Annotated in this window: 14 protein-coding genes and 1 other RNA gene; 8 read left to right on the plus strand and 7 right to left on the minus strand. The window is 41.9% G+C overall.

Annotated features, from left to right (window positions below):
* Positions 1-171: 171 nt before the first annotated feature.
* Positions 172-2,109, minus strand: a complete 1,938-nt coding sequence (locus I6E83_RS09505; RefSeq protein WP_197101410.1) for a TonB-dependent receptor — start codon at positions 2,107-2,109, stop codon at positions 172-174.
* Positions 2,110-2,589: 480 nt separating this feature from the next.
* Between I6E83_RS09505 and I6E83_RS09510 the strand changes: the two genes are divergently transcribed.
* Positions 2,590-4,512, plus strand: coding sequence for a mechanosensitive ion channel family protein (locus I6E83_RS09510; RefSeq protein WP_197101507.1), 1,923 nt, complete (start codon positions 2,590-2,592; stop codon positions 4,510-4,512).
* A gap of 102 nt (positions 4,513-4,614) precedes the next feature.
* Here I6E83_RS09510 and I6E83_RS09515 read toward each other — a convergent pair whose 3' ends face one another.
* The 5 genes from I6E83_RS09515 to I6E83_RS09535 form a co-directional block, all read right to left on the minus strand.
* Complete coding sequence (locus tag I6E83_RS09515) at positions 4,615-5,247, minus strand: DNA-3-methyladenine glycosylase family protein (RefSeq protein ID WP_197101413.1); 633 nt, start codon at positions 5,245-5,247, stop codon at positions 4,615-4,617.
* A 149-nt stretch (positions 5,248-5,396) separates the two neighbouring features.
* Complete coding sequence (locus tag I6E83_RS09520) at positions 5,397-6,128, minus strand: Smr/MutS family protein (protein WP_197101415.1); 732 nt, start codon at positions 6,126-6,128, stop codon at positions 5,397-5,399.
* 115 nt (positions 6,129-6,243) lie between these two features.
* Positions 6,244-7,113, minus strand: coding sequence for an indole-3-glycerol phosphate synthase TrpC (gene trpC / locus I6E83_RS09525; protein WP_197101417.1), 870 nt, complete (start codon positions 7,111-7,113; stop codon positions 6,244-6,246).
* Between the two features lie 178 nt (positions 7,114-7,291).
* Positions 7,292-8,413, minus strand: a complete 1,122-nt coding sequence (trpD, locus tag I6E83_RS09530; RefSeq protein ID WP_197101419.1) for an anthranilate phosphoribosyltransferase — start codon at positions 8,411-8,413, stop codon at positions 7,292-7,294.
* 95 nt (positions 8,414-8,508) lie between these two features.
* A complete protein-coding gene (locus tag I6E83_RS09535; RefSeq protein WP_197101420.1) occupies positions 8,509-9,132 on the minus strand; it encodes an anthranilate synthase component II in 624 nt (207 codons plus the stop codon).
* A gap of 776 nt (positions 9,133-9,908) precedes the next feature.
* On the opposite strand from I6E83_RS09535, the gene glnA reads away from it, so the two are divergent.
* Entirely contained in the window at positions 9,909-11,318 is a 1,410-nt protein-coding gene (glnA, locus tag I6E83_RS09540; protein WP_110923825.1) for a type I glutamate--ammonia ligase, read from the plus strand.
* A 202-nt stretch (positions 11,319-11,520) separates the two neighbouring features.
* Positions 11,521-12,243 carry a DUF4124 domain-containing protein gene (locus I6E83_RS09545; protein WP_197101421.1) on the plus strand — a complete coding sequence of 241 codons (723 nt, stop codon included), beginning with the start codon at positions 11,521-11,523 and terminating at the stop codon, positions 12,241-12,243.
* 132 nt (positions 12,244-12,375) lie between these two features.
* Here the strand turns inward: I6E83_RS09545 and I6E83_RS09550 are convergent, their stop codons facing one another.
* Positions 12,376-13,089, minus strand: coding sequence for an SIMPL domain-containing protein (locus I6E83_RS09550; protein WP_197101422.1), 714 nt, complete (start codon positions 13,087-13,089; stop codon positions 12,376-12,378).
* A gap of 261 nt (positions 13,090-13,350) precedes the next feature.
* Here I6E83_RS09550 and ffs point away from each other — a divergent pair.
* The 5 genes from ffs to serC all read left to right on the plus strand — a co-directional run bounded on the left by ffs (position 13,351) and on the right by serC (position 19,578).
* Positions 13,351-13,447: signal recognition particle sRNA small type (ffs, locus tag I6E83_RS09555), an RNA gene on the plus strand.
* A 295-nt stretch (positions 13,448-13,742) separates the two neighbouring features.
* A complete protein-coding gene (locus I6E83_RS09560; RefSeq protein WP_110923829.1) occupies positions 13,743-14,339 on the plus strand; it encodes a LemA family protein in 597 nt (198 codons plus the stop codon).
* Positions 14,340-14,411: 72 nt separating this feature from the next.
* Entirely contained in the window at positions 14,412-17,276 is a 2,865-nt protein-coding gene (locus I6E83_RS09565; RefSeq protein ID WP_197101423.1) for a M48 family metalloprotease, read from the plus strand.
* 143 nt (positions 17,277-17,419) lie between these two features.
* Positions 17,420-18,280, plus strand: a complete 861-nt coding sequence (locus I6E83_RS09570) for a hypothetical protein (RefSeq protein WP_197101424.1) — start codon at positions 17,420-17,422, stop codon at positions 18,278-18,280.
* A gap of 173 nt (positions 18,281-18,453) precedes the next feature.
* Positions 18,454-19,578 carry a 3-phosphoserine/phosphohydroxythreonine transaminase gene (gene serC, locus I6E83_RS09575; protein WP_197101508.1) on the plus strand — a complete coding sequence of 375 codons (1,125 nt, stop codon included), beginning with the start codon at positions 18,454-18,456 and terminating at the stop codon, positions 19,576-19,578.
* Positions 19,579-19,788: the final 210 nt, after the last annotated feature.

Consider the following 19,788-nt stretch of genomic DNA (forward strand, 5'->3'; position numbering starts at 1 on the left):
CTCGGAGGGTGTCATTGTAATAGATGACAGGTAAAATGTCACCTACTGGCTAATAGAAATAATAGACAGCAGGGTTATGTTTGATTTCAGGTTTTTATAGTCATAAAAAAGGCCATCGATTGATGACCTTTCTATTACTTGCAATAAATACGATCTCAATTTTCGATGAGTTTAGTACCAATCATAGGTCAAAGAGCCAAAATAGCTAGTGCCTTCGGTAGCGTATTCTGTACCGAATTGATTAGATAGTGTGTAATCTTCATCAGTGATATTGTCAACGCGTAAATTAGCACGAAGATTGGTCGTCAGATAGATAACGCCGCTTAAGTTTAGTAGAGTGTAGTCATCCAACTTAGTAGTATTTGCAGCATCAGAGAATCTTTCATCAGTATATTTAGCTTCTAAACGCACATCAAAAGCAGGTTGCTGATAACCAAGATAAATCAAACTGCTATTTTGAGGGCGATATACAAGGTCGTTATTATAGTTAGCACTATTGGTGGTTTTGTCTTTAGCTTCTAGATAGTCATAACCCAAACCAAATACAAACGAACTAACGCTCCAGTCTGAAGTCAAACTTAGGCCTTTAATTTGTGCCTCACTCGTATTGGTATTACCACCAATCAAGTCATCAACGTCAGTATGATAGCCAGTCAGACGGGAAATTTGATTGCCTTTATTGTACTCTACAAACACTTCCGTATTTTTACTGGTTTCAGGCTTTAAGTCTGGGTTACTGTACCCAGGGTAGTACAAATCGTTGAAGGTTGGTGCCCGAAATCCTGTCGCATAGCTTGCACCGATACGCAAGCCATCTAATGGACGTATAGCTGCACCTATGTTGTATGTGTTCTCATTGCCATATTGCGAATTATCATCGACACGATAATTGGCTTGTAGGTCATAATTATCTTCTGATAATTGATAGCCAACGAAACCACTTTTAACGGTTCTATCTTCAGGATCGTAAGCAGTTTGAGTGGCAGGGGCAGGATAACCTGAAAAATCTAAAACATCAGATGCATCTAATTTCTGTGATAACCATTCTGCGCCAATAATCACGGTGCCAGGTTGTGCATTAATACTTGTTTCTGAACGTGCCTGCTGTTGAATGGTATTGAATTGACTGCCATCTTGATAATCAATAGAGTTAGCATCATGAGTAGTGGATTTATCGATACTTTGGCCATAGCTAAATTTAGTGACAGCTAATGGTGTTTGATGTTGAATAAAAACATTGGCGCTACCATTTTTTTGATCTGAATAAGCATTTGGAAAAGCATTGCCTGCAGAGTCAATATCCGTTGTAGAGTCAGAATATAATGCACTGATTCCAGCACTTAGAGAGTCTGAGATCTTATGTTGTAATGCTAGACTGGCATTGGTAGATTTAAAACCATCATCATCAGCATTGTAATCATAAGAACTAGGACTAGCAATCGCGTTAAAACCGTCTGTTTCGTTGCGGCTGACACCTAAACTCAATGAAGAAGTCTCATTTTTAAGCTGACCTGTTATGCCTACTTGGTAATGGTTATTGCTACCATAACCAACGGTCGTTGAAACGTTAGATTGTTCTACGTTATTGCCTTTAGTGAATATTTGAATCACACCGCCCATTGCATCAGAGCCGTAAATACTAGAACCTGATGCACCATATAAAATTTCGATACGGTCGATTTGATCGGCAGATAATAGATTTAGTGCAGGCGCGCCTGTAGAAATAGAGCTGTAGCGAATACCATCAATGATTACAAGAACTTGCTTACTATCATAGCCACGCATATAAAAGTTACTGACGGTTCCTGTACCACCACTTTGAGCAATATTCATACCGGATTGATTTTTTAGTACATCAATTACGGTTTGACCTTGATAACGCTGTAATTCTTCGCTATCAATAACCTTTGTCTGAGCAATGATGTTACTGGTCTTAGTCGGTGTGCGGGTAGCTGTTACAACGATTTCATCGAGTTCAACTTCTGGTACTTCGTTGTTACTTACGACAGTAGAATCGGTTGCTGCTGTTGCATTCAAAGAAAATACGCCAAGTGCGCTCAGAATACATAAGCGAAGATAGGCAGTCGAAGAAGAACGTGGTAAAAACATAGTCAATTCCAAAGTAATCATATTAAGAAGTACAGAAATAAAAAATAACCATTTTGACGCTACTATGGTTAAAAATTACAAAAAGCAATAAGTGAGCAAAACTATGCTCATTATCTATAAAAATCACTACTTTATAAACCACTTTAACCTAATGTTTCTTCACGCTAACATGAGTAACTTTCATGGTTAGTTGCTAATTATTCATTTGATAATCATTTCGGCTTTCAAATGGGCTGATATTTATGAGAGATTTAAGCTAAATTAGTAAGCAATATCGTTAGACAGTCATTGATATAGATAGCTACAAAAATGCGTAATCAAAAGCACTGCTGTGATAAATAATTGCTATCATAGTCAGGATTTCATTGTTCTCTGTTGTACTATCCATAAGCTAAGAGGTTTGTTTTGTCTACTAAGTATCGTCTGATTCCCAGCACCGAGTTATCTTCATCACACTCAATCATTAAAGTACCATTACTCATGATGGGGTTTTTACTTGTGTTACTGTTGAGTTTGTTATGGCCAACTCATACTTTTGCGGCAGAAGCCAGTTCATTGGGTATTAGTGATAGTAGCAGTGAAGAGTCAGAAAAATCACCGCGACCGGATTCATTCGGGCGAGATACACCAAGGAATACGGTGCAAGGGTTTATCAGCGCCCTGGGTGAAAATGACTACCTGCTGGCGAGTAACTATCTAAATTTATCGAAGTCTGATAATCCAACGACTATTGTACGGCAATTTAAGCAAGCACTAGATGCAGGTGGACGTTTTCAGCCGGATTTGCAGCTGAGCAATACGCCTGAGGGTAACCTCACTGATCAGCTACCACCAAATCAAGAAAATGTGGGTGCGATTAATATTGGTGAGAAAAGTGTGTCACTGATACTCGAAAAAGTTACGTCTGAGAGAAACGAAAAGTATTGGCAGTTTTCAAGCGATACGCTCAGCTCGATACCGGAAGTAATAGAGAACACTGAACCAACTTTGGTATCTCGCTATACCATTGATTCATTGGACGGCAAAAAGCTTTTCGGTTATCAGTTGGCTGATTTGGTTGCGGCGCTTGCCATGATCGTCAGTAGCTTTATATTGACTTACATCATGGTTTGGCTGTTGTATCATCTATTGAGAATCACTTATCCGCGTGTTCGCGGTGTGACATTGCCATTACCAGATAAGGTGATACTGCCGCTTTCCGTGGTAATCATGGCACTGATACTATCTGAAGTGATGGTATACGCTGGCGTATCAGTGACGCTACGCGAGCCAGTCAACCGATTTACAGAAATAGCTTCGTGGGTAGCGATAACATGGCTACTACTACGAGTCGTCGATGCCATATTTACTCGTGCGGTAAATTTGAGCTATAAGAAAAACTATACTGAGCGGGTTTCAATCTTAGGGCTGATGCGCAAAGTGGTTAAAGCGCTGCTGCTGATATTTGCTGTGATTGTCATCTTTGGTAATTTGGGTTTTGATTTGACCACAGGTATTGCTGCATTGGGTGTGGGTGGTTTGGCATTGGCATTGGGTGCACAAAAGACCATCGAAAACTTAGTCGGTAGTGTCGTCGTCGTAGCAGATTCGCCAGTGCGAATCGGTGACTATTGTAAATTTGGCACTTATGAAGGTACGGTGATTGATATTGGTATTCGCTCATCGCGTGTGCGGACATTGACGCGTACGATCGTGACGGTACCGAACGGTGACTTTTCATCGATGCAGATTGAAAACTTTACTTCTCGTGATATGTTTCGTTTTTTCCATCATTTATATCTGAAGCGTACCGCTGATCTTGATGTGATTTTCAAAATGGTAAACGACTTGGATGAATTCATAAAAGAGCATGATTTAACCAACCCAGAGTGGAATCAGGTCAATATCTTAGAGCTGCGTCAAGATTGCTATGTCATTCAGTTGCAGGCTTATGTCAATGCTACTGGAATCATTGAATTCTATGACAAGCAAAATACGTTATTTATCGATGTATTAAAGAAAGTCGCGAAATATAAAGTAGAACATGCATTGCCGACTCAGCAGCTTATCGTCAATCAAGCCGAGCTAGAAGATCACATTGATAATGAGGATCAAAACCATAATCAAGAAAGCAATAATCAAGCAAACAACAGCATTGAATCGGTAAAAGATGTATCAATTAGCAAGGATACTGATGCTGGCAATGACAGTTCTAATGACCATACTGCTGTGGGTTTAAATAAAGATAAAGGCAATGACAGTACTAATAGCGATGAAGCCCTCAATGAAAAAAAGAAGGCAACATTGAAAAGCAAGAAAGGCCACACGCTCAAAGGACTCATACATAAAAGCCATGTATTAAAGAAAAGCAAGTTTAAGCATGTCAAAAAAAGACCGAGTTTTTCTATATGGAACCAATTTTAGAGTAAAGATTAAAGAGACCTTTATAACGACTGCAAATACAGAGGTCGCTATCAATATAAGACTCAAATGATTGCCTTACTCACTTTTTTTAATACTAGGTCTTTATAAAGGCACTGCAGTTTTATTGCGTAATGCACCATAATACGACCATAGCAACAGGCTGGCAGCGCTACGGTGCGGTGACCAGTCTTGGGTCAGATTCTTTAATTGCTTTGGTGTAGGTCGCTCTGCTAAACCTAGCAACTCCATGGCCGCCACTTTGATGGCTAAGTCATCGACAGCGAATACGTCTGCGCGTTTTAAAGAAAATAACAAGTACATCTCAGCCGTCCAGCGACCAATGCCAATGACGGCAGTTAGCGTAAGTATGACATCTTCATCTAGCATAGTTTCTAGTGCATTGAAGTCTATATCGTGCTCAACCAATGAGCGAATATAACGAGTTTTTTGTTTAGACAGTCCTTGTGCTCGCAAAGTCTCATCTGTTGCCTCAACGATTGCATTCGGTGCCGTCAATCCTGCATCAACCAACCGTTGCCAAATGCTGGCTGCGGCCGCGACAGACAACTGCTGCCCGACCATTGCTCTCATCAGCTGCTCAAATCCACCTGTATTGTGTCTAAGACTTGGCGTGCCAACTTGCACATGGACAGGCTCAAATCGTGGCTCGATAGCAATTAAAGCAGTGATATGCTCATTTAGTGTTTCAATACTTTCAATTGTTTGTATGCTCATGATAGATTCACTCTAATAAAAATTGTGCATGAAAGTCATATGGCTGTGTGCTTACAGCTTGCTACTATAGAAATAGACGATTTATTTATATAAAAAAGGACTGCTATTTGCAGTCCTTTTTATTTCTAATACTGAGCTAACAATAATAATTATTCGCCATCAGCTTTAGGCTTTTTGAGCAATACCAATACTGCACCATTACCGCCATCTTTAGGCGGGGCAGAGCAGAAAGCTAAGACTTCTGGTAATTGACGTAACCAACCGTTCACACACGTCTTTAGAATGGCCTCAGAGCCTTTACCATGGACTATTTTTACCATCGTCTCATTTTTCTGCTTCGCTTGACTCAGCAATTGAGTCATAGCGTCACGAGCTTCTTCTATCGTGCAACCATGAATATCTACAGCATCATACCAACGTAGCTTGCCTTTCTTAAGTTGATCAAAGATCTTGTTTTGCAAGGTTGGCTGTTTGTACGATAAAAATGCTTCAGCAGCGACAGGGTTGAGCAGTGCTTGCATATCCGACAAGCCTGCGCCCAAGTCACTGGCTTCACTACCTTGAGCAGCTGCACGTTTAGACAGTGTGGTTGCATCAGGTTTGCCCGCTTTTGCTGCATTGGCAGGTGAGCGGACGTTTTTATCGTCAAGCTGATTGACACCATGCATGGCTTGCATAAACAGCACTTTATCATCATCAACATGTTCGCTGTTCATTTGCTTAACAGTCTTATTGACTTGCTTTTGCGTGGGTAATGATACAGGTTCTGTTGGCTTTTGATCCTCACCTTCAGGTGACGTGGTATCACGACCTTTGCTTAGTTGGCCTTTTAGCTCTTTAAGTTGGTCTTGCATTTCTTTTGAAAACAGAGAATTTGACATAAAAGTTAATGTATCGTTGGTTGATGAATGAATGACTTAATAGTCTATATCGTCGCTGGTTTTATACTAATATACGCTTACGAGTCGTATTGCAGCCTAAGCTATTTTAGTTACTTTACTCGTCTGCTGCGACGCCCGCAAGTAAGGATTGTAACGCTTGTCCAGGATGATCGGTTTTCATAAACTGCTCACCGATTAAAAAGTGCTGAATATCATGACTTAACATCAGACGAATATCATCACTGCTATGAATGCCACTTTCGGTAACGACAAGTGGTTTAAGGGTTGTATCATCTGCTGCTAATGCTTCGATCAAAATATTTTTTAGATCTAATGTGGTTTGCAGATCGACGTCAAAAGTATTTAAGTCGCGATTGTTAATCCCATAAATATTGTGCGCTGAGCGTGGCAATGTTAGTGCACGATCAAGCTCAGATTTGGTATGTATTTCTATCAACACATCCATACCTAACTCGATACTCAGTGCATGCAGCTCTTGTACTTGCGTGTCATCAAGGCAAGCCATGATGAGCAGTATACAGTCTGCACCCATCAGATAAGATTGATATATTTGGTATACATCTACCATAAAGTCTTTGCGCAATATTGGTAGGCTTGCAGCATTAGACGCTTGAAGAAGATAGCTGTCATCGCCTTGAAAATAATCACGATCAGTCAATACTGATAAACAGCTGGCACCAGCTTGCTCATATTGCTGGGCAAATAACGCTGGTGCAAAGTTATGATTGATGATGCCTTTAGACGGTGATGCTTTTTTGATTTCAGCAATGATACCGACACTGTTTTTGTTCGTACTGGCCGCTCGTAAAGCGGCAGCAAAACCTCGGCGTGGTTTATTATCAGCTGCGACTTGCGCTTGTAAATCCTCAAGAGAAAGACTCTCACGCGCGGCTTTCACTTCTTCTATTTTGGTTGCAACAATGCGCTGCAATACTGAAGGTATGTCTGAGTGAGTTGTGGTCATACGGGTATCCGAATATTGTTAAATGTAAATATAGTCAAAGAACGACTAAACGGCTACGGGGTTACCCTTCCTAGATGTACGACTTGTACAATCTGCAGTCAGCTACCTTGTATCCGTTTTAGACTTCTTTGTCTATAGACAGTGGTGGCAAATTTTGCACCATATGAGTGCTTATAAGTTAACCCTGAGCCACTAATTGCTGTGTGTAGTTGGCCAGAGACTCAAGCTTGAGCAACGCATCACCATTTTGGATGGCTTTTTGCGCTCGACTCACACCATTAGCGTAGTTGCTGGCAAGTCCTGCCGTATATATTGCCGCACCTGCATTTAGTGCAATCATATCACGAGCCTTAAGTACAGAGCGGTCATGAGTGTCGGCTCCAGATAGTGCAGCGCGAATCAGCTCCAGACTTTGCGCTGGAGAGTCGACATCGAGACCGATCAGGGTCTGCGATTCAATGCCTGCATCTTCTGGCATCATCTCATAAACAGATATCTCGCCATCTTTTAATTCAGCGACAGTAGTTGAAGTAGCAAGGCTAATCTCATCCAAGCCGTCTTTTGCACCCACGACCATCACATGACGGGCGCCCAAGTTTTTCATGACGTTGGCGATAGGCTCACACAATTGGGCGGTAAAAACACCAATGACCAGATTGGGCGTGCCAGCAGGATTGGTCAATGGCCCTAAAATATTGAAAATCGTACGCGCTTTGAGCTCGCGGCGGACGGGTATGGCGTAGCGCATGGCACTGTGATGATTGGGTGCAAACAGAAAGCCGATACCTTGGTTTTCGATACAGTCTTTTGCTTGTGCAGGTGTGAGCGCAAGACTAATGCCCGCTTGTTCGAGTAAGTCTGAGCTACCTGACTTGCTAGACACGCCGCGGTTGCCGTGTTTGGCAACTTGCGCGCCAGCCGCTGCTGCCACAAGAGCAGAGGCGGTAGACACGTTGAATAAATTAGCGCCATCGCCACCAGTGCCAACGATGTCTACTAAGTGATCACAGTTCTTCGGTTCGATATTAGAAGCCAGGGCACGCATGGCACTGGCCGATGCAGTAATCTCATCGATTGATTCACCTTTCATACGCAAGCCAGTCAAAATAGCGCCCATCATGGCGTCGCTACATCTGCCTTGCATGATGATCAGAATCACTTGATACATCTCATCAAAGGTCAAATCAATGTGCTGAAAAATTCTTTCTAACGATGCCGTCAATAACTTATGAATATCTGCATCAGACAATTGAGCAATACTATCTGGAGTGTGATTACCCTCTATTTTTGTTGTACTCATTATATTCTCGCTTACTATTTTTATAAGTTTGTTTTAGATTAAGTTGGTTTCAAATTTAATATTATAGATATTTTAGATTTATTTTTTAACGATACTTAGCCGACTTGTGGTAATTCGTTTGAGGCCAGTACTGCCAAATTATGTGTTTGCAAAAAGTTATTGAGCAACTGATAACCGGCCTCGCTCAAAATAGACTCAGGATGGAATTGCACCCCTTCGATGGCCAAAGTTTTATGTCGGATGCCCATAATTTCCTCAATGTTGCCATCGGCATACTGTGTCCATGCGGTCAGCTCAAGACAATCGGGCAGGCTGTGTTTGTCAACGACGAGAGAGTGGTAACGGGTGACCTGTGATGGGTTAGGCAATTCAGCAAACACACCTTGATCGTTATGGTACACGGCCGATAGCCGACCATGCATGACTTCACCAGCTTTGACCACTTGACCACCAAATGCTTGTCCAATGGCCTGATGACCCAAGCAAATGCCCAATATCGGTATGATACCTTTGAATGTTTCAATCACTGCTAAAGAGATGCCAGCTCGATCAGGATCACATGGGCCAGGACCAATGACAATTACGTCTGGTGCAAGGGTTTGAATCTGTTCAATGGTAGCCTGATCATTACGCCAGACGGTGATGTCCTGCTGTAATTCACCGAAGTACTGTACGATATTGTACGTAAAGCTGTCGTAATTATCGATCATCAAAATCATTGGGTTTTCAACTTGTGGATGTGATTGTGTTTTTTAGACTTATATTTATCTATAGTGGTTCTTGATTCAAGTGATTTTTGACGCAAGTGCTTCTGCATTCATACGTTTGTCAGGCGCGGTTATCTTACCATTATTTTGTGGTCTATCAAATGTAGGGTACAAGCTATCTAAGTAAGTCATGCGTAAAAATTATCTTACCTCACAATACTTTTAACGAAATATTTGTGACGAATCTTTGGTTTTGGCTTGTTTGATGTTTTTTAATTGTCAGATATGCACTAAAAAAGAACATTGTTCGTTAATGGTGCGATTTTTTAGCACCGAAAAAGTGCAAAAATATGATGTTTTAAGTCTGTAAATGAGAAATAAGAGGTGAGTGGGTCGTTGATAGACCATGCTTGATAAAGAATAAATCATGTTATAGGTAATTGTAATAATTGCGAATTAAGTTGATGGGTATTGTCTCAAATATTGTTATTTTTATAAGTTGGCACAGTGTTTGCATCACTACTTTTATGATTATTTATGGCTGAAAATTGATTCAAAAATAATTATTAATAAGTGCCGGAAGAATTTACTATTGTGAGTTATATGTTGTTAGAATGAAAAATAAGCATTAAAAGGATGTCTTGACTAAAGACATTGACAGTGCTGATAATAAGCATAATATTGAAGGCGCTATTTAGTATTAAGAACACAGCTGATATTCTTGAACCAGTAAATTGCATCAGTCACTTTAAATCGCAATAACGTGATCAACACAACGGAGATTATTTATGTCGAACAAATTACTAGACCTTATCAAATCAACAAATGCTAAATGGGTTGACTTTCGTTTTACCGATACCCGTGGTAAAGAACAACATATCAGCTTTCCTTCACATACCATTGACGAAGAAGTAATGGAAGACGGCAAGATGTTTGATGGTTCATCTATTGCTGGCTGGAAAGGTATTGAAGCCTCAGATATGATCTTGCGCCCAGATCCAGAAACCGCTTTTGTTGACCCGTTCTTTGATTCAGTTACCGTTGTCGTTACTTGCGATATTATCGAGCCATCAACGCTACAAGGCTATGATCGTGACCCACGCTCTATCGCACGCCGTGCTGAAGAGTACTTAAAGTCTACTGGCATTGGTGATACTGCTTATTTTGGTCCTGAGCCTGAATTCTTCATCTTTGATGATGTGAAGTGGTCAATTGATATGTCTGGTGTTAGCCATAAAATCACTGCTGAAGAAGCAGCATGGTCAACAGGCGAGACGTATGAGTGGGGCAACATGGCGCATCGTCCACGTGTTAAAGGCGGCTATTTCCCAGTACCACCTATCGATAGCTCACAAGACATGCGTTCAATCATGTGTGAGCGTATCGAAGACATCGTTGGTGCAGGTAGCGTTGAAGTACATCATCACGAAGTAGCATCTTGCCAGTCTGAAATTGGCGTTGCATTCAACACGATGGTACGTAAGGCAGATGAAGTTCAACAGCTAAAATATGTTGTTCATAACGTTGCGCATCAGTTTGGTAAAACAGCGACCTTTATGCCTAAGCCAATCGTTGGTGACAACGGTTCAGGTATGCATGTGCATATGTCTATCGCTAAAGATGGCGTAAACACTTTCGCTGGTGATGAATACGCTGGTTTGTCTGAAACAGCTTTGTTCTTCGTTGGTGGTATCATCAAGCATGCTCGTGCTTTGAATGCGATTACCAACCCATCGACCAACAGCTATAAGCGCCTAGTACCACATTATGAAGCGCCTATTAAACTTGCTTATTCAGCATCTAACCGTTCAGCATCTATACGTATTCCACACGTGAGCAGCCCTAAAGCGGTACGTGTAGAAGCCCGTTTCCCTGATCCAACAGCGAACCCATACTTAGCATTTGCTGCATTGTTGATGGCTGGCCTTGACGGTATCCAAAACAAAATGCATCCAGGTGAAGCTGCTGACAAAAACTTGTATGACTTGCCACCAGAAGAAGAAGCACAAATCCCAACGGTTGCAGAGAGCTTAGATGTTGCATTGCAAGCATTGCGTGACGATCATGACTTCTTATTAAAAGGCGATGTGTTCACTGAAGACATGCTAGAAGCGTTTATCGCTTTGAAAGAAGAAGAAGTACAACGTCTGAATGTAACTGTACACCCTGTCGAATTTGACATGTACTACAGCTGCTAATTAGTCGCTAAAGCACTCAGTTATTTTGAGTCAAAAAAACCAGCTAAGGTTAACTTAGCTGGTTTTTTTATGCGCGAAATAATTGGTCAGATGCCATAACTAACTTTCCTTGAAATCATTGCTGATTTAACACCAAAAATATCGCATAATGGTTGTCATAATATTATATTAATAGTGAACACTATAACTGGGTTAACTGATTATGATCTCATTATCAAAACTGATTTTTTCAAAAGGCAACGTAGGGCTGTTGACGGCTATGATTGTGAGTGCCGCCAGCCTCTACGCCCCTTTAGCAAATGCCTCTGCTATTTACAAAGTCGTTGATGAAAAGACGGGTCAAGTCACCTTTACCGATCGTCCACAGAATTATGAGCAGCAAGCGGATAAGCAAGTCACTCAGACCAGCGTGATGACTAGAAATGATACGCTTAACTCAAGTAACAATAGCAATACGAGTGGTCAGTCTAGCAGTACTGCTCAAGCTGCCAGCACAGAGACGACGATTACACCTGATGCTGATAGTTCAACCGTCAAAACCGCGGTCAATTATCAGCTTACGATCACTGAGCCTAGCGAAGAGCGTGCTTATCGTCGTCCTGCCCAAAATATCGCTGTAAATGTACAAGTAAAGCCATCTTTACAAGCAGGCGATAACGTGAGTATTTACTTGGATGGTAATGAGGTGGCGCAGGGTCTCAGTGCTTCCATCCCAACGGTAGATATTTTACCGGGATCGCACAGTATCACGGCAGCTGTGACCAATGAGAAAGGTAAAACCCTACAACAAGTAGCACGAACCATTTATGTCATCCAAAACAATACAACCTTGCAAGATAATAAAAGAAAGGCAGAGCAGCTGTTGGCTTATCAGAACCTGTCGTTGTATCAAAAATTATTGCTAAAGTTACGTCAAAGTGATTAAAGCTTGTCTTATTGATGAATAACGACAGCATAAATAACAGCTTAAGAAAAAAGGCAAGCACCATTAGGGTGCTTGCCTTTTTAGTATGAATAGTTCAATTTACGAACGAACCAACTGCTGATATAAGTTGATTTATTTAGTCAGCTCAATCGTACCATTTGCAGTCACTGAGATCGTACTGTTGCCAGACTCAAAGCTTTGGCTTGGTACTGACTCAAGTGAGTCTGATTTCATGCTCATGGCGCTATACATTGGACGCGGGTAGTTGCTACCTGTATTTAGGTTGACGTTCACCACACGATAGCCGCGAGCACTCCATGCGCTAGTTAGGTTTTTAGCTTGTTGTTGAAACGCGCGAGAGGCATCTGTCATTAGCTTCTGTTCTAGCGCATCTTTTTTGGTGTCTGACACACCAAAGCTGAGGTTTTCCATGACAAGCGTTTCTTGTAGATCAGCGATGAGCTGACTGGTCGCGGCAAAATCAGTACTCTTCAAATCTATATTGGCTTGTCCTGTCCAGCCTATGATTTTGTTGTTTTTATCATAACTAGGGTAAGTGCGCTGCTGTCCTGTGCTGACAGTGACGCTAGGGTAGCGTTTGGCGATTTTCATGGCATTATTGATAGAGGTGTTGAGCGTAGTGGCCAATGCTTTTGAGTCAGTTGCCTGTGCTTTTTTGTATAAGCTGGCTCGTACTTCATCATTTTGCACTTCTTCTTTTACTTCTGTTTGAAAAGTAAGCTGGTCGTAGCCAGTTGGTTCTGCATGCGCGCTGCCCATCATAGCGGTTAATAGAAGTGCAGAGCCAGTCGTTAGGGCTGCTTTGTTTAGTAAAGTGGTTTTCATCACTATCTCCTCAGTAAGTTATATCAATGATAAAGAGAGAAGCCATCATTAAACGCTGTCTCTCTCTATTAAAAGCGGTGCATTTTATTTGTTAGTTGCTATCCATCATGCTCAGCTTTATAGGCTAACATAGCAAAATTTAGACGCGATGCTGTGATAATTTTGTCACCTAAGTTACTGATTTTTTTGCCTTACAAAAACAGTTTTACGATAGGGGTTGTAAAATTAAAAAATTCTTGTATAATTTGCAACTGGTGGCTCCATTGGTAGCCTCGCAACATTGTTCTATGAATCCCGCCAGGACCGGAAGGTAGCAACGGTAATAGTCACAGTGTGTGCCGAGGATGTGCTTTTGGAGTCGCTTTTTTTTGCCTAAAATTTGATAATTGGTTTTATAATCAGTCAGAAACACTCGTATTATGTATTAAGCCCTTCATTGTAAAGGGCTTTTTTTTGCGTTAATTTTATCTATTTTATATTTTAATTTCTTATTCAATTTCGAAGCTTCATTGATTAATATGAGTTAAAATACAATGTATTAACTTTTTAGTAACATTAGAGTGTGTTGAGTATTCACCAATAGTCGCTGTCAGTGTGATGGTGGAGTATGCAACAGGCCTTAATATCAATACGAAACGTTTTAGGATTTGATTATGAAGATGTTTGTCTGGCTGTTTATTGCCTTTGTGGTGTTGGTAGTTGTATTTGGGGTATCCATATTTAATAAATTGGTACGCGCCCGTAACCAAGCAAAAAATGGTTTTGCTCAGATCGATGTGCAGCTGAAACGCCGTCATGATTTGATTCCAAATCTTGTTGAGACGGCCAAGCGTTATTTGACGCATGAAGAAGAAACGCTTACTCGTGTCATCAGCGCGCGTAATCATGCCCAAAGCTTGCAAGACTCTAGTAAACATCAGCCAGACTCACTGGAACATATGGCATTATTTGCCAAAGCAGAGAGCATGCTGTCCAAAGCATTGGGACAATTCTCCGCTGTCGTGGAAGCATATCCTGAGCTAAAAGCAGACAGTATGATTAAAGAATTGATGGATGAGCTGACCAATACGGAGAATCGGATTGGTTTTGCGCGTCAACACTATAATGATAGTGTGATGTTCTATAATAATGATCGCGAAGTATTCCCAAACAATCTGGTGAGCACTACTTTTGGCTTTCGCCCATTGAGTCAGTTGGTGTTTGAAGACAGAAAGGCAATTGCTCAAGCCCCTGTTGTCAATATGGGCTGATATTCACATGCGTTCGGCTATGTTTAGATAATATAAAATTTAGACAAAATAAAGTTTAGGTAAGACAAGCAGATGGATTTTTTTGGTGAACAGCGCACACGTACTCAGCGCAGTCTATTGCTCTATGGGCTATTTTTTCTCATTGTATTTGCGCATATGGCAGTGGCGCTCGGTGTCATGGCACTGTTGCTCACATTATTTACGGATGGCATTTATTATTGGGCATTAGTACTGGTCCTTATCTGGACATTAGGTAGCTTCGCTGGTGGTAGTTTTTTAGAGTATCGTCGTCTAAAGGCGGGCGGTCGTGCCATTGCTCAGCGCGTAGGTGCTGTTAGATTGTTTATTGATCATAGCCAAGACGCTTGGGAGCACAGTCAGGGCATTGCTCATCAGCATGAGCCTGTACAAAAGGTTCGCTATAGTGCACATCATATTGCGGTGCGTGATGAGCGTGATTTTCCACCAGTCTACCGCCGCTATTATGAAATTGCGCAGCAGTTGGCCATTGCTTCAGGCTTAAGTACGCCTATCTTGTATGTGTTGCCTGATGAGCAAGGCATCAATGGTTTCGTGGCTGGTCGGCACAGTCAGGATATGGTGCTGGTCGTGACGCAAGGTGCGTTGGATAAGTTGTCTGATGAGGCTTTGTACGGGCTCATCGGCCACGAGTATGGTCATATCCTACATGGCGATGCCACCTTCAATCTGCAGTTGATGGTGGTGTTGGCAGGCTTGCAGATACTATATGACTGGAGCGATCCTATCGGTAATGGCAATTATTTTGATAATGCCGTTAATCAAAACCTCGATCTATCACAAAAGTCCATCGATAATCATGCTCGTAGTACTGAAGCGAAAACCGCAAGTTTTACCACTCACAGTGAGTGGGTGGCGTACTGGCAGAGTCAGTCGCAAAATCAACAGTCAACCGCAAAAAGTCAGTCAAGATGGCTACAAAACAAACCGGTAGTAGATCGCCAAGCGCCTCGTAGCGTTTGGACATTGTTGTTACATGGGTTGAGTTTTTCGAGTATGGCCAGTGCTCAACTCATCAAACATAGCTTCAACCGTGAGCGCGAACTGCTTGCCGACGCGACCAGTGTGCAGCTGACGCGCTCTCCTGCGATTATGGAGACACTAAAAGCCATCCACCAAGATTCACTTGGTTCACGCTTGACACGTATCACTGATATCAATGGACTCAGTCATTTTTTCTTTGCCAGTAGTGGCACAGACCTAGGGGATGTCTCTTGGTTTGCGACTCATCCCAGTTTGTCCGAGCGTATGGGTGCTATCAATGCCAATGCTTACCATAAGTTTGCCGTACAAGTTGCTAAAGAGAAGCGCATCAATCAGCAAAAAATAAAAGAAATATATGAGCAGCGTCGACTTGGGGACGTGGGTAAAATAAAAACAAATAGCCTAAGTAGCAATAAAAAAGAAAATACTGACAAACAATTACCCCACGCAGAGCTACTTTCTACTCAAGCATTGAATAATGGAGTAGAGAAAGAAGAAGAAAAAGGGCTAGATTTCGTTGTAGCGCAAGATGTCGTCATTGATGGGCGATTGCAGGTGCAGTCGCAAGATATGGATATCCATGAAGGGTTAGAACCTTGGCAGGCCAAACCTGATAGTGATTTACCATCGGCAGCACTGATTAGTATTGATGATATTGAAAAAGTCTCGCTACCACAGTATGTTCTCAATCACAGTCACCACCCGTTAGGTGCGCAAGCCTTAATTGAAGCGGTGATGTTATGCCATCAGGGTCAAGCCCTAGCAACGACGAGTACTTATGATTTGGCTGACATTTGGTACGAAGTTACTACCAATAAAACCGATGATCATCGCCAAGCGCAAATCCTACCGCATGCCATCGACCATAAATTGATAGAAACCGTGGCGAGTATCGATCGACGATTGGACAGTGCGCTAATCACAACTGCCATAAAAAATCTGAGTCAGCATAATTTATCCGAAAGCGTGATTGCAGAGCTACGTCTGAAGCATGAGAGTAGCCATAGCAATGAAAGCTATCAGCATTATAGTCAGCAAAAAAAATGTCGTATGATGCTCATGCGCTATCAACAAGGTATCACTGAACTTTTTAACGGCCAGCTAACTGTTGATCTGAGTATAGACTTAGCAGATAAGATGACGGATCAAGGTTTTCTTACGTATAGTATTCAGTCAGAATCAGTTGCCGCCAAAAGTGGTACATCTTGGACGCCTTCTATTTTGTCACTATGGCAAGCGCTGCATTTACAACAGCTGCTGCCAGTACTGTCTACGGTGCTAAGTGATGAGCAGTCACAGATACGAAAATATGAGTCATGGCAGCACACATTGCGAGTTGGCACAAAGGGTATATATGCCCAGCTTGATCCTTCAGGTCAAGTGTTTACTCGACTGAACGATGTTAAGAGAACGATGCTAATTTTACTAGCATATCGTTTGTCAAAAGATGTCAAAGGCCAAATGACATCAGCGTTATATAGTTCGATGCTTGACTACAACGATGCTAGTGTGGCCCACTATATCGTGGATTTACGCCGCCATGCACGTTTGATTGATATTGATTTAGCAGCCATTAGCGATGCCAATCTACAGTGGTTGCTGCTGATTTCTCAAAACCTCAATAGTATTCAGCTATTGGCATTAATAGAGACTGTGCCTGTGTTCATAGCATCCACCGTTGGGTCGTCTGTAATAGATGCCAAACGCCGTGATAATTATCAAGAGAGACAACAGAGCCTCAATCAAATAGATTATAATGATACGGATAGTGAGAGTTACACCTATAATAATTATCAGCAATGGCTGAGTACATTGCATACAGTGATGTTACACGATACGATAGTCAGCCAAGATGAGTATGATTGCCTAATACTGCTTTCAGAGCGCTGGTTAGGCGTTCGAAAGCTCTTTTGAATGCTCTGGCTGAGTGAAGTGCGTAAGCATTGTTTGACACGTATTGGGCTGACTAGAAGTTGCATGATTCAAGTTGTTATTTGACATTTTTTAATACAGATATTCTGTAAACCCATCTTAGATGAGTAGGATAGTAAAGACGTATGAGTGACATTGCAGACCCGCTAATTGTATTGCAACATCGTATGCAGCAGCGTCAAATTTTAGCGATGATGGGTATCAATCAGTGGGTACAGCCAAGCTCCGCCACCATCAATATGGCAGATATCTCTGCGCCTACTATTCCTGATTCTACAATTGATACGCCTACTCAGGCTGTGTCGTCTGTTACTAACATTGAACAACCAAGTATAGAACAGAAAAGTAATGATACCGCGAGCATCGAGATGTCAAATATAGCATTTGCTGATTCTGTATCAGCGGCCATCGACGATGACGCCACTCGTAATTATTACCATGATACTAGTGATGTAGGGTTAGAATCACCTAACGAACAAAGCCCTGTCACTTATAGTTTTGATACTAGCGTCAAAGCTGTAGGTGATGTACCTGTTAAATCTCTCGTAAATGAGATAGTTCAGCAAACCACGGCGGCTATCGGGCAGAGTCCTATTGCGCATATAAATAATGATGATAGCTTTAAAAAAGTATCACCATTTGATTTGCAAGGCGGTCGCTATGGCGATTGGGTGGTTTTGGTTGATATCCAAGCACTCAATAACGACAGTCAAAAGCTATGGCAGAATATCACCCAAGCGTTATCAATCACTTGTGAGACCACCTCTTTTCCTATTTGTGAAGGTATGGATACCGCAGAGCTTGCCAATGCCAGTCTTGCTGGGTATGTCTTTAAAATTGGCCGCAGTGAAGAGATACAAGTGGTAGCATTAACTGAGTTGCCTGAAGGGCTTGAGCATCCGACACTTACGGCTATGCCCACGTTAGATGAAATGCTTACTGATAGCAGCTTAAAGCGTCAGCTTTGGGAGAAATTATCTGGTTAAGCCAGCTGACCATTGGTGTGGTCATAAATTACTTGTATAAACTATCGGCATAAAAAAACAGACATTAGCAAATAAAAACAACGAAAGTCACTTTTACAGTGATTTTGATCGATAACTTTTACGCTCCAACAAACAACGATGATTTCATCATATTTAGGATAATGACTATGACTATGACCACCACATCAACTATCAATACCGTCGCTCCTAACCGTGTGCCTAACTTTTCAGCGGGGCCTGCTACGATACCAACTGCTGTATTATCACGCGCTCAAGACGAGTTGCTTGATTGGCAGGGAAGCGGTATGTCGGTCATGGAAGTAAGTCACCGTAGTAAAGAATACATTGCTATTACGGAAAAAGCTGAAGCGAAATTGCGTTCGTTGATGGACATTCCAGATAATTATAAAGTGCTATTTTTACAAGGCGGCGCTAGCTTACAGTTTTCAGCGATTCCATTAAACCTATTAAATGGTGGGCGCGCAGATTATCTAACGACAGGTGCTTGGTCAGGCAAGGCCATCAAAGAAGCCGATCGCTATGCCAAACTGGGTCTGGGCGAGACTAACGTGGTCGCAACGGGCAAAGAAAGTAACTTTACCGATGTGCCTGACCAAAGTGAGTGGCAGTTAAGTGAAAATGCGGCATATTTCCATTATTGCGCTAACGAAACCATTCATGGCTTGCAAATATTTGAGCCGCCAGCCGTTGATGCGCCGATTATCGTTGATATGTCTTCTTGCATTTTGTCACAGCCAATTGACGTCTCTAAATTTGGGATGATTTATGCGGGTGCACAAAAGAACATTGGTCCAGCAGGACTGATTATTGTGATTATTCGTGAGGATCTATTAGGGCAGGCGAGTGAGTGGTGTCCGCTGCTAATGAACTACGAGCATCAGGCTGAAAAAGAGTCTATGTCAAACACGCCAGCGACGTATTCTTGGTACTTGGCAGGACTGGTCTTTGATTGGTTAGAAGAGCAAGGCGGCGTGGCTGCTATCGGCAAGATTAATCAGCAAAAAGCAGACTTACTCTATAAAACGATTGATGACAGCGATTTTTATAACAATCCAGTAGCTATTAAACATCGTTCTATTATGAATGTGCCATTTACCTTGGCAGACAGCAGTCTTGATAAAGTGTTTTTAGAAGAGTCAGCCGCGGCAGGCTTGATGAACTTAAAAGGTCACCGTGATGTGGGCGGTATGCGTGCCAGCATCTACAATGCCGTATCACTAGACTGGGTACAGCAACTGGTTGATTTTATGATTGCCTTTGAAAAAAAGCACGCTTAAATCAGCACCAGTTTTAGAAAAAAAGACGCAACTTTATGAGCTGCGTCTTTTTTTGTCTAAAATCAGCATGTTTGCTTGGTGGATAGACGAATGGTTTGTAATACCACACATTTTGCATGGCAAACCATTAGGATGAACTACCCACTACCTTAGAGGTAGGGGTTTCTTAGGTAATGCCCATACTTGATACAATGTATTGTATCAGCGGTT

Origin of the sequence: Psychrobacter sp. SZ93C1, assembly GCF_015864635.1 — a bacterium.
Taxonomy (GTDB): domain Bacteria; phylum Pseudomonadota; class Gammaproteobacteria; order Pseudomonadales; family Moraxellaceae; genus Psychrobacter; species Psychrobacter fozii.

Coding starts and splice junctions, on each gene's coding strand:
- I6E83_RS09505 (WP_197101410.1), bottom strand. CDS start 2,109: ATGTTTTTACCACGTTCTTCTTCGACTGCCTATCTTCGCTTATGTATT.
- I6E83_RS09510 (WP_197101507.1), top strand. CDS start 2,590: ATGATGGGGTTTTTACTTGTGTTACTGTTGAGTTTGTTATGGCCAACT.
- I6E83_RS09515 (WP_197101413.1), bottom strand. CDS start 5,247: ATGAGCATACAAACAATTGAAAGTATTGAAACACTAAATGAGCATATC.
- I6E83_RS09520 (WP_197101415.1), bottom strand. CDS start 6,128: ATGTCAAATTCTCTGTTTTCAAAAGAAATGCAAGACCAACTTAAAGAG.
- trpC (WP_197101417.1), bottom strand. CDS start 7,113: ATGACCACAACTCACTCAGACATACCTTCAGTATTGCAGCGCATTGTT.
- trpD (WP_197101419.1), bottom strand. CDS start 8,413: ATGAGTACAACAAAAATAGAGGGTAATCACACTCCAGATAGTATTGCT.
- I6E83_RS09535 (WP_197101420.1), bottom strand. CDS start 9,132: ATGATTTTGATGATCGATAATTACGACAGCTTTACGTACAATATCGTA.
- glnA (WP_110923825.1), top strand. CDS start 9,909: ATGTCGAACAAATTACTAGACCTTATCAAATCAACAAATGCTAAATGG.
- I6E83_RS09545 (WP_197101421.1), top strand. CDS start 11,521: ATGATCTCATTATCAAAACTGATTTTTTCAAAAGGCAACGTAGGGCTG.
- I6E83_RS09550 (WP_197101422.1), bottom strand. CDS start 13,089: ATGAAAACCACTTTACTAAACAAAGCAGCCCTAACGACTGGCTCTGCA.
- I6E83_RS09560 (WP_110923829.1), top strand. CDS start 13,743: ATGAAGATGTTTGTCTGGCTGTTTATTGCCTTTGTGGTGTTGGTAGTT.
- I6E83_RS09565 (WP_197101423.1), top strand. CDS start 14,412: ATGGATTTTTTTGGTGAACAGCGCACACGTACTCAGCGCAGTCTATTG.
- I6E83_RS09570 (WP_197101424.1), top strand. CDS start 17,420: ATGAGTGACATTGCAGACCCGCTAATTGTATTGCAACATCGTATGCAG.
- serC (WP_197101508.1), top strand. CDS start 18,454: ATGACCACCACATCAACTATCAATACCGTCGCTCCTAACCGTGTGCCT.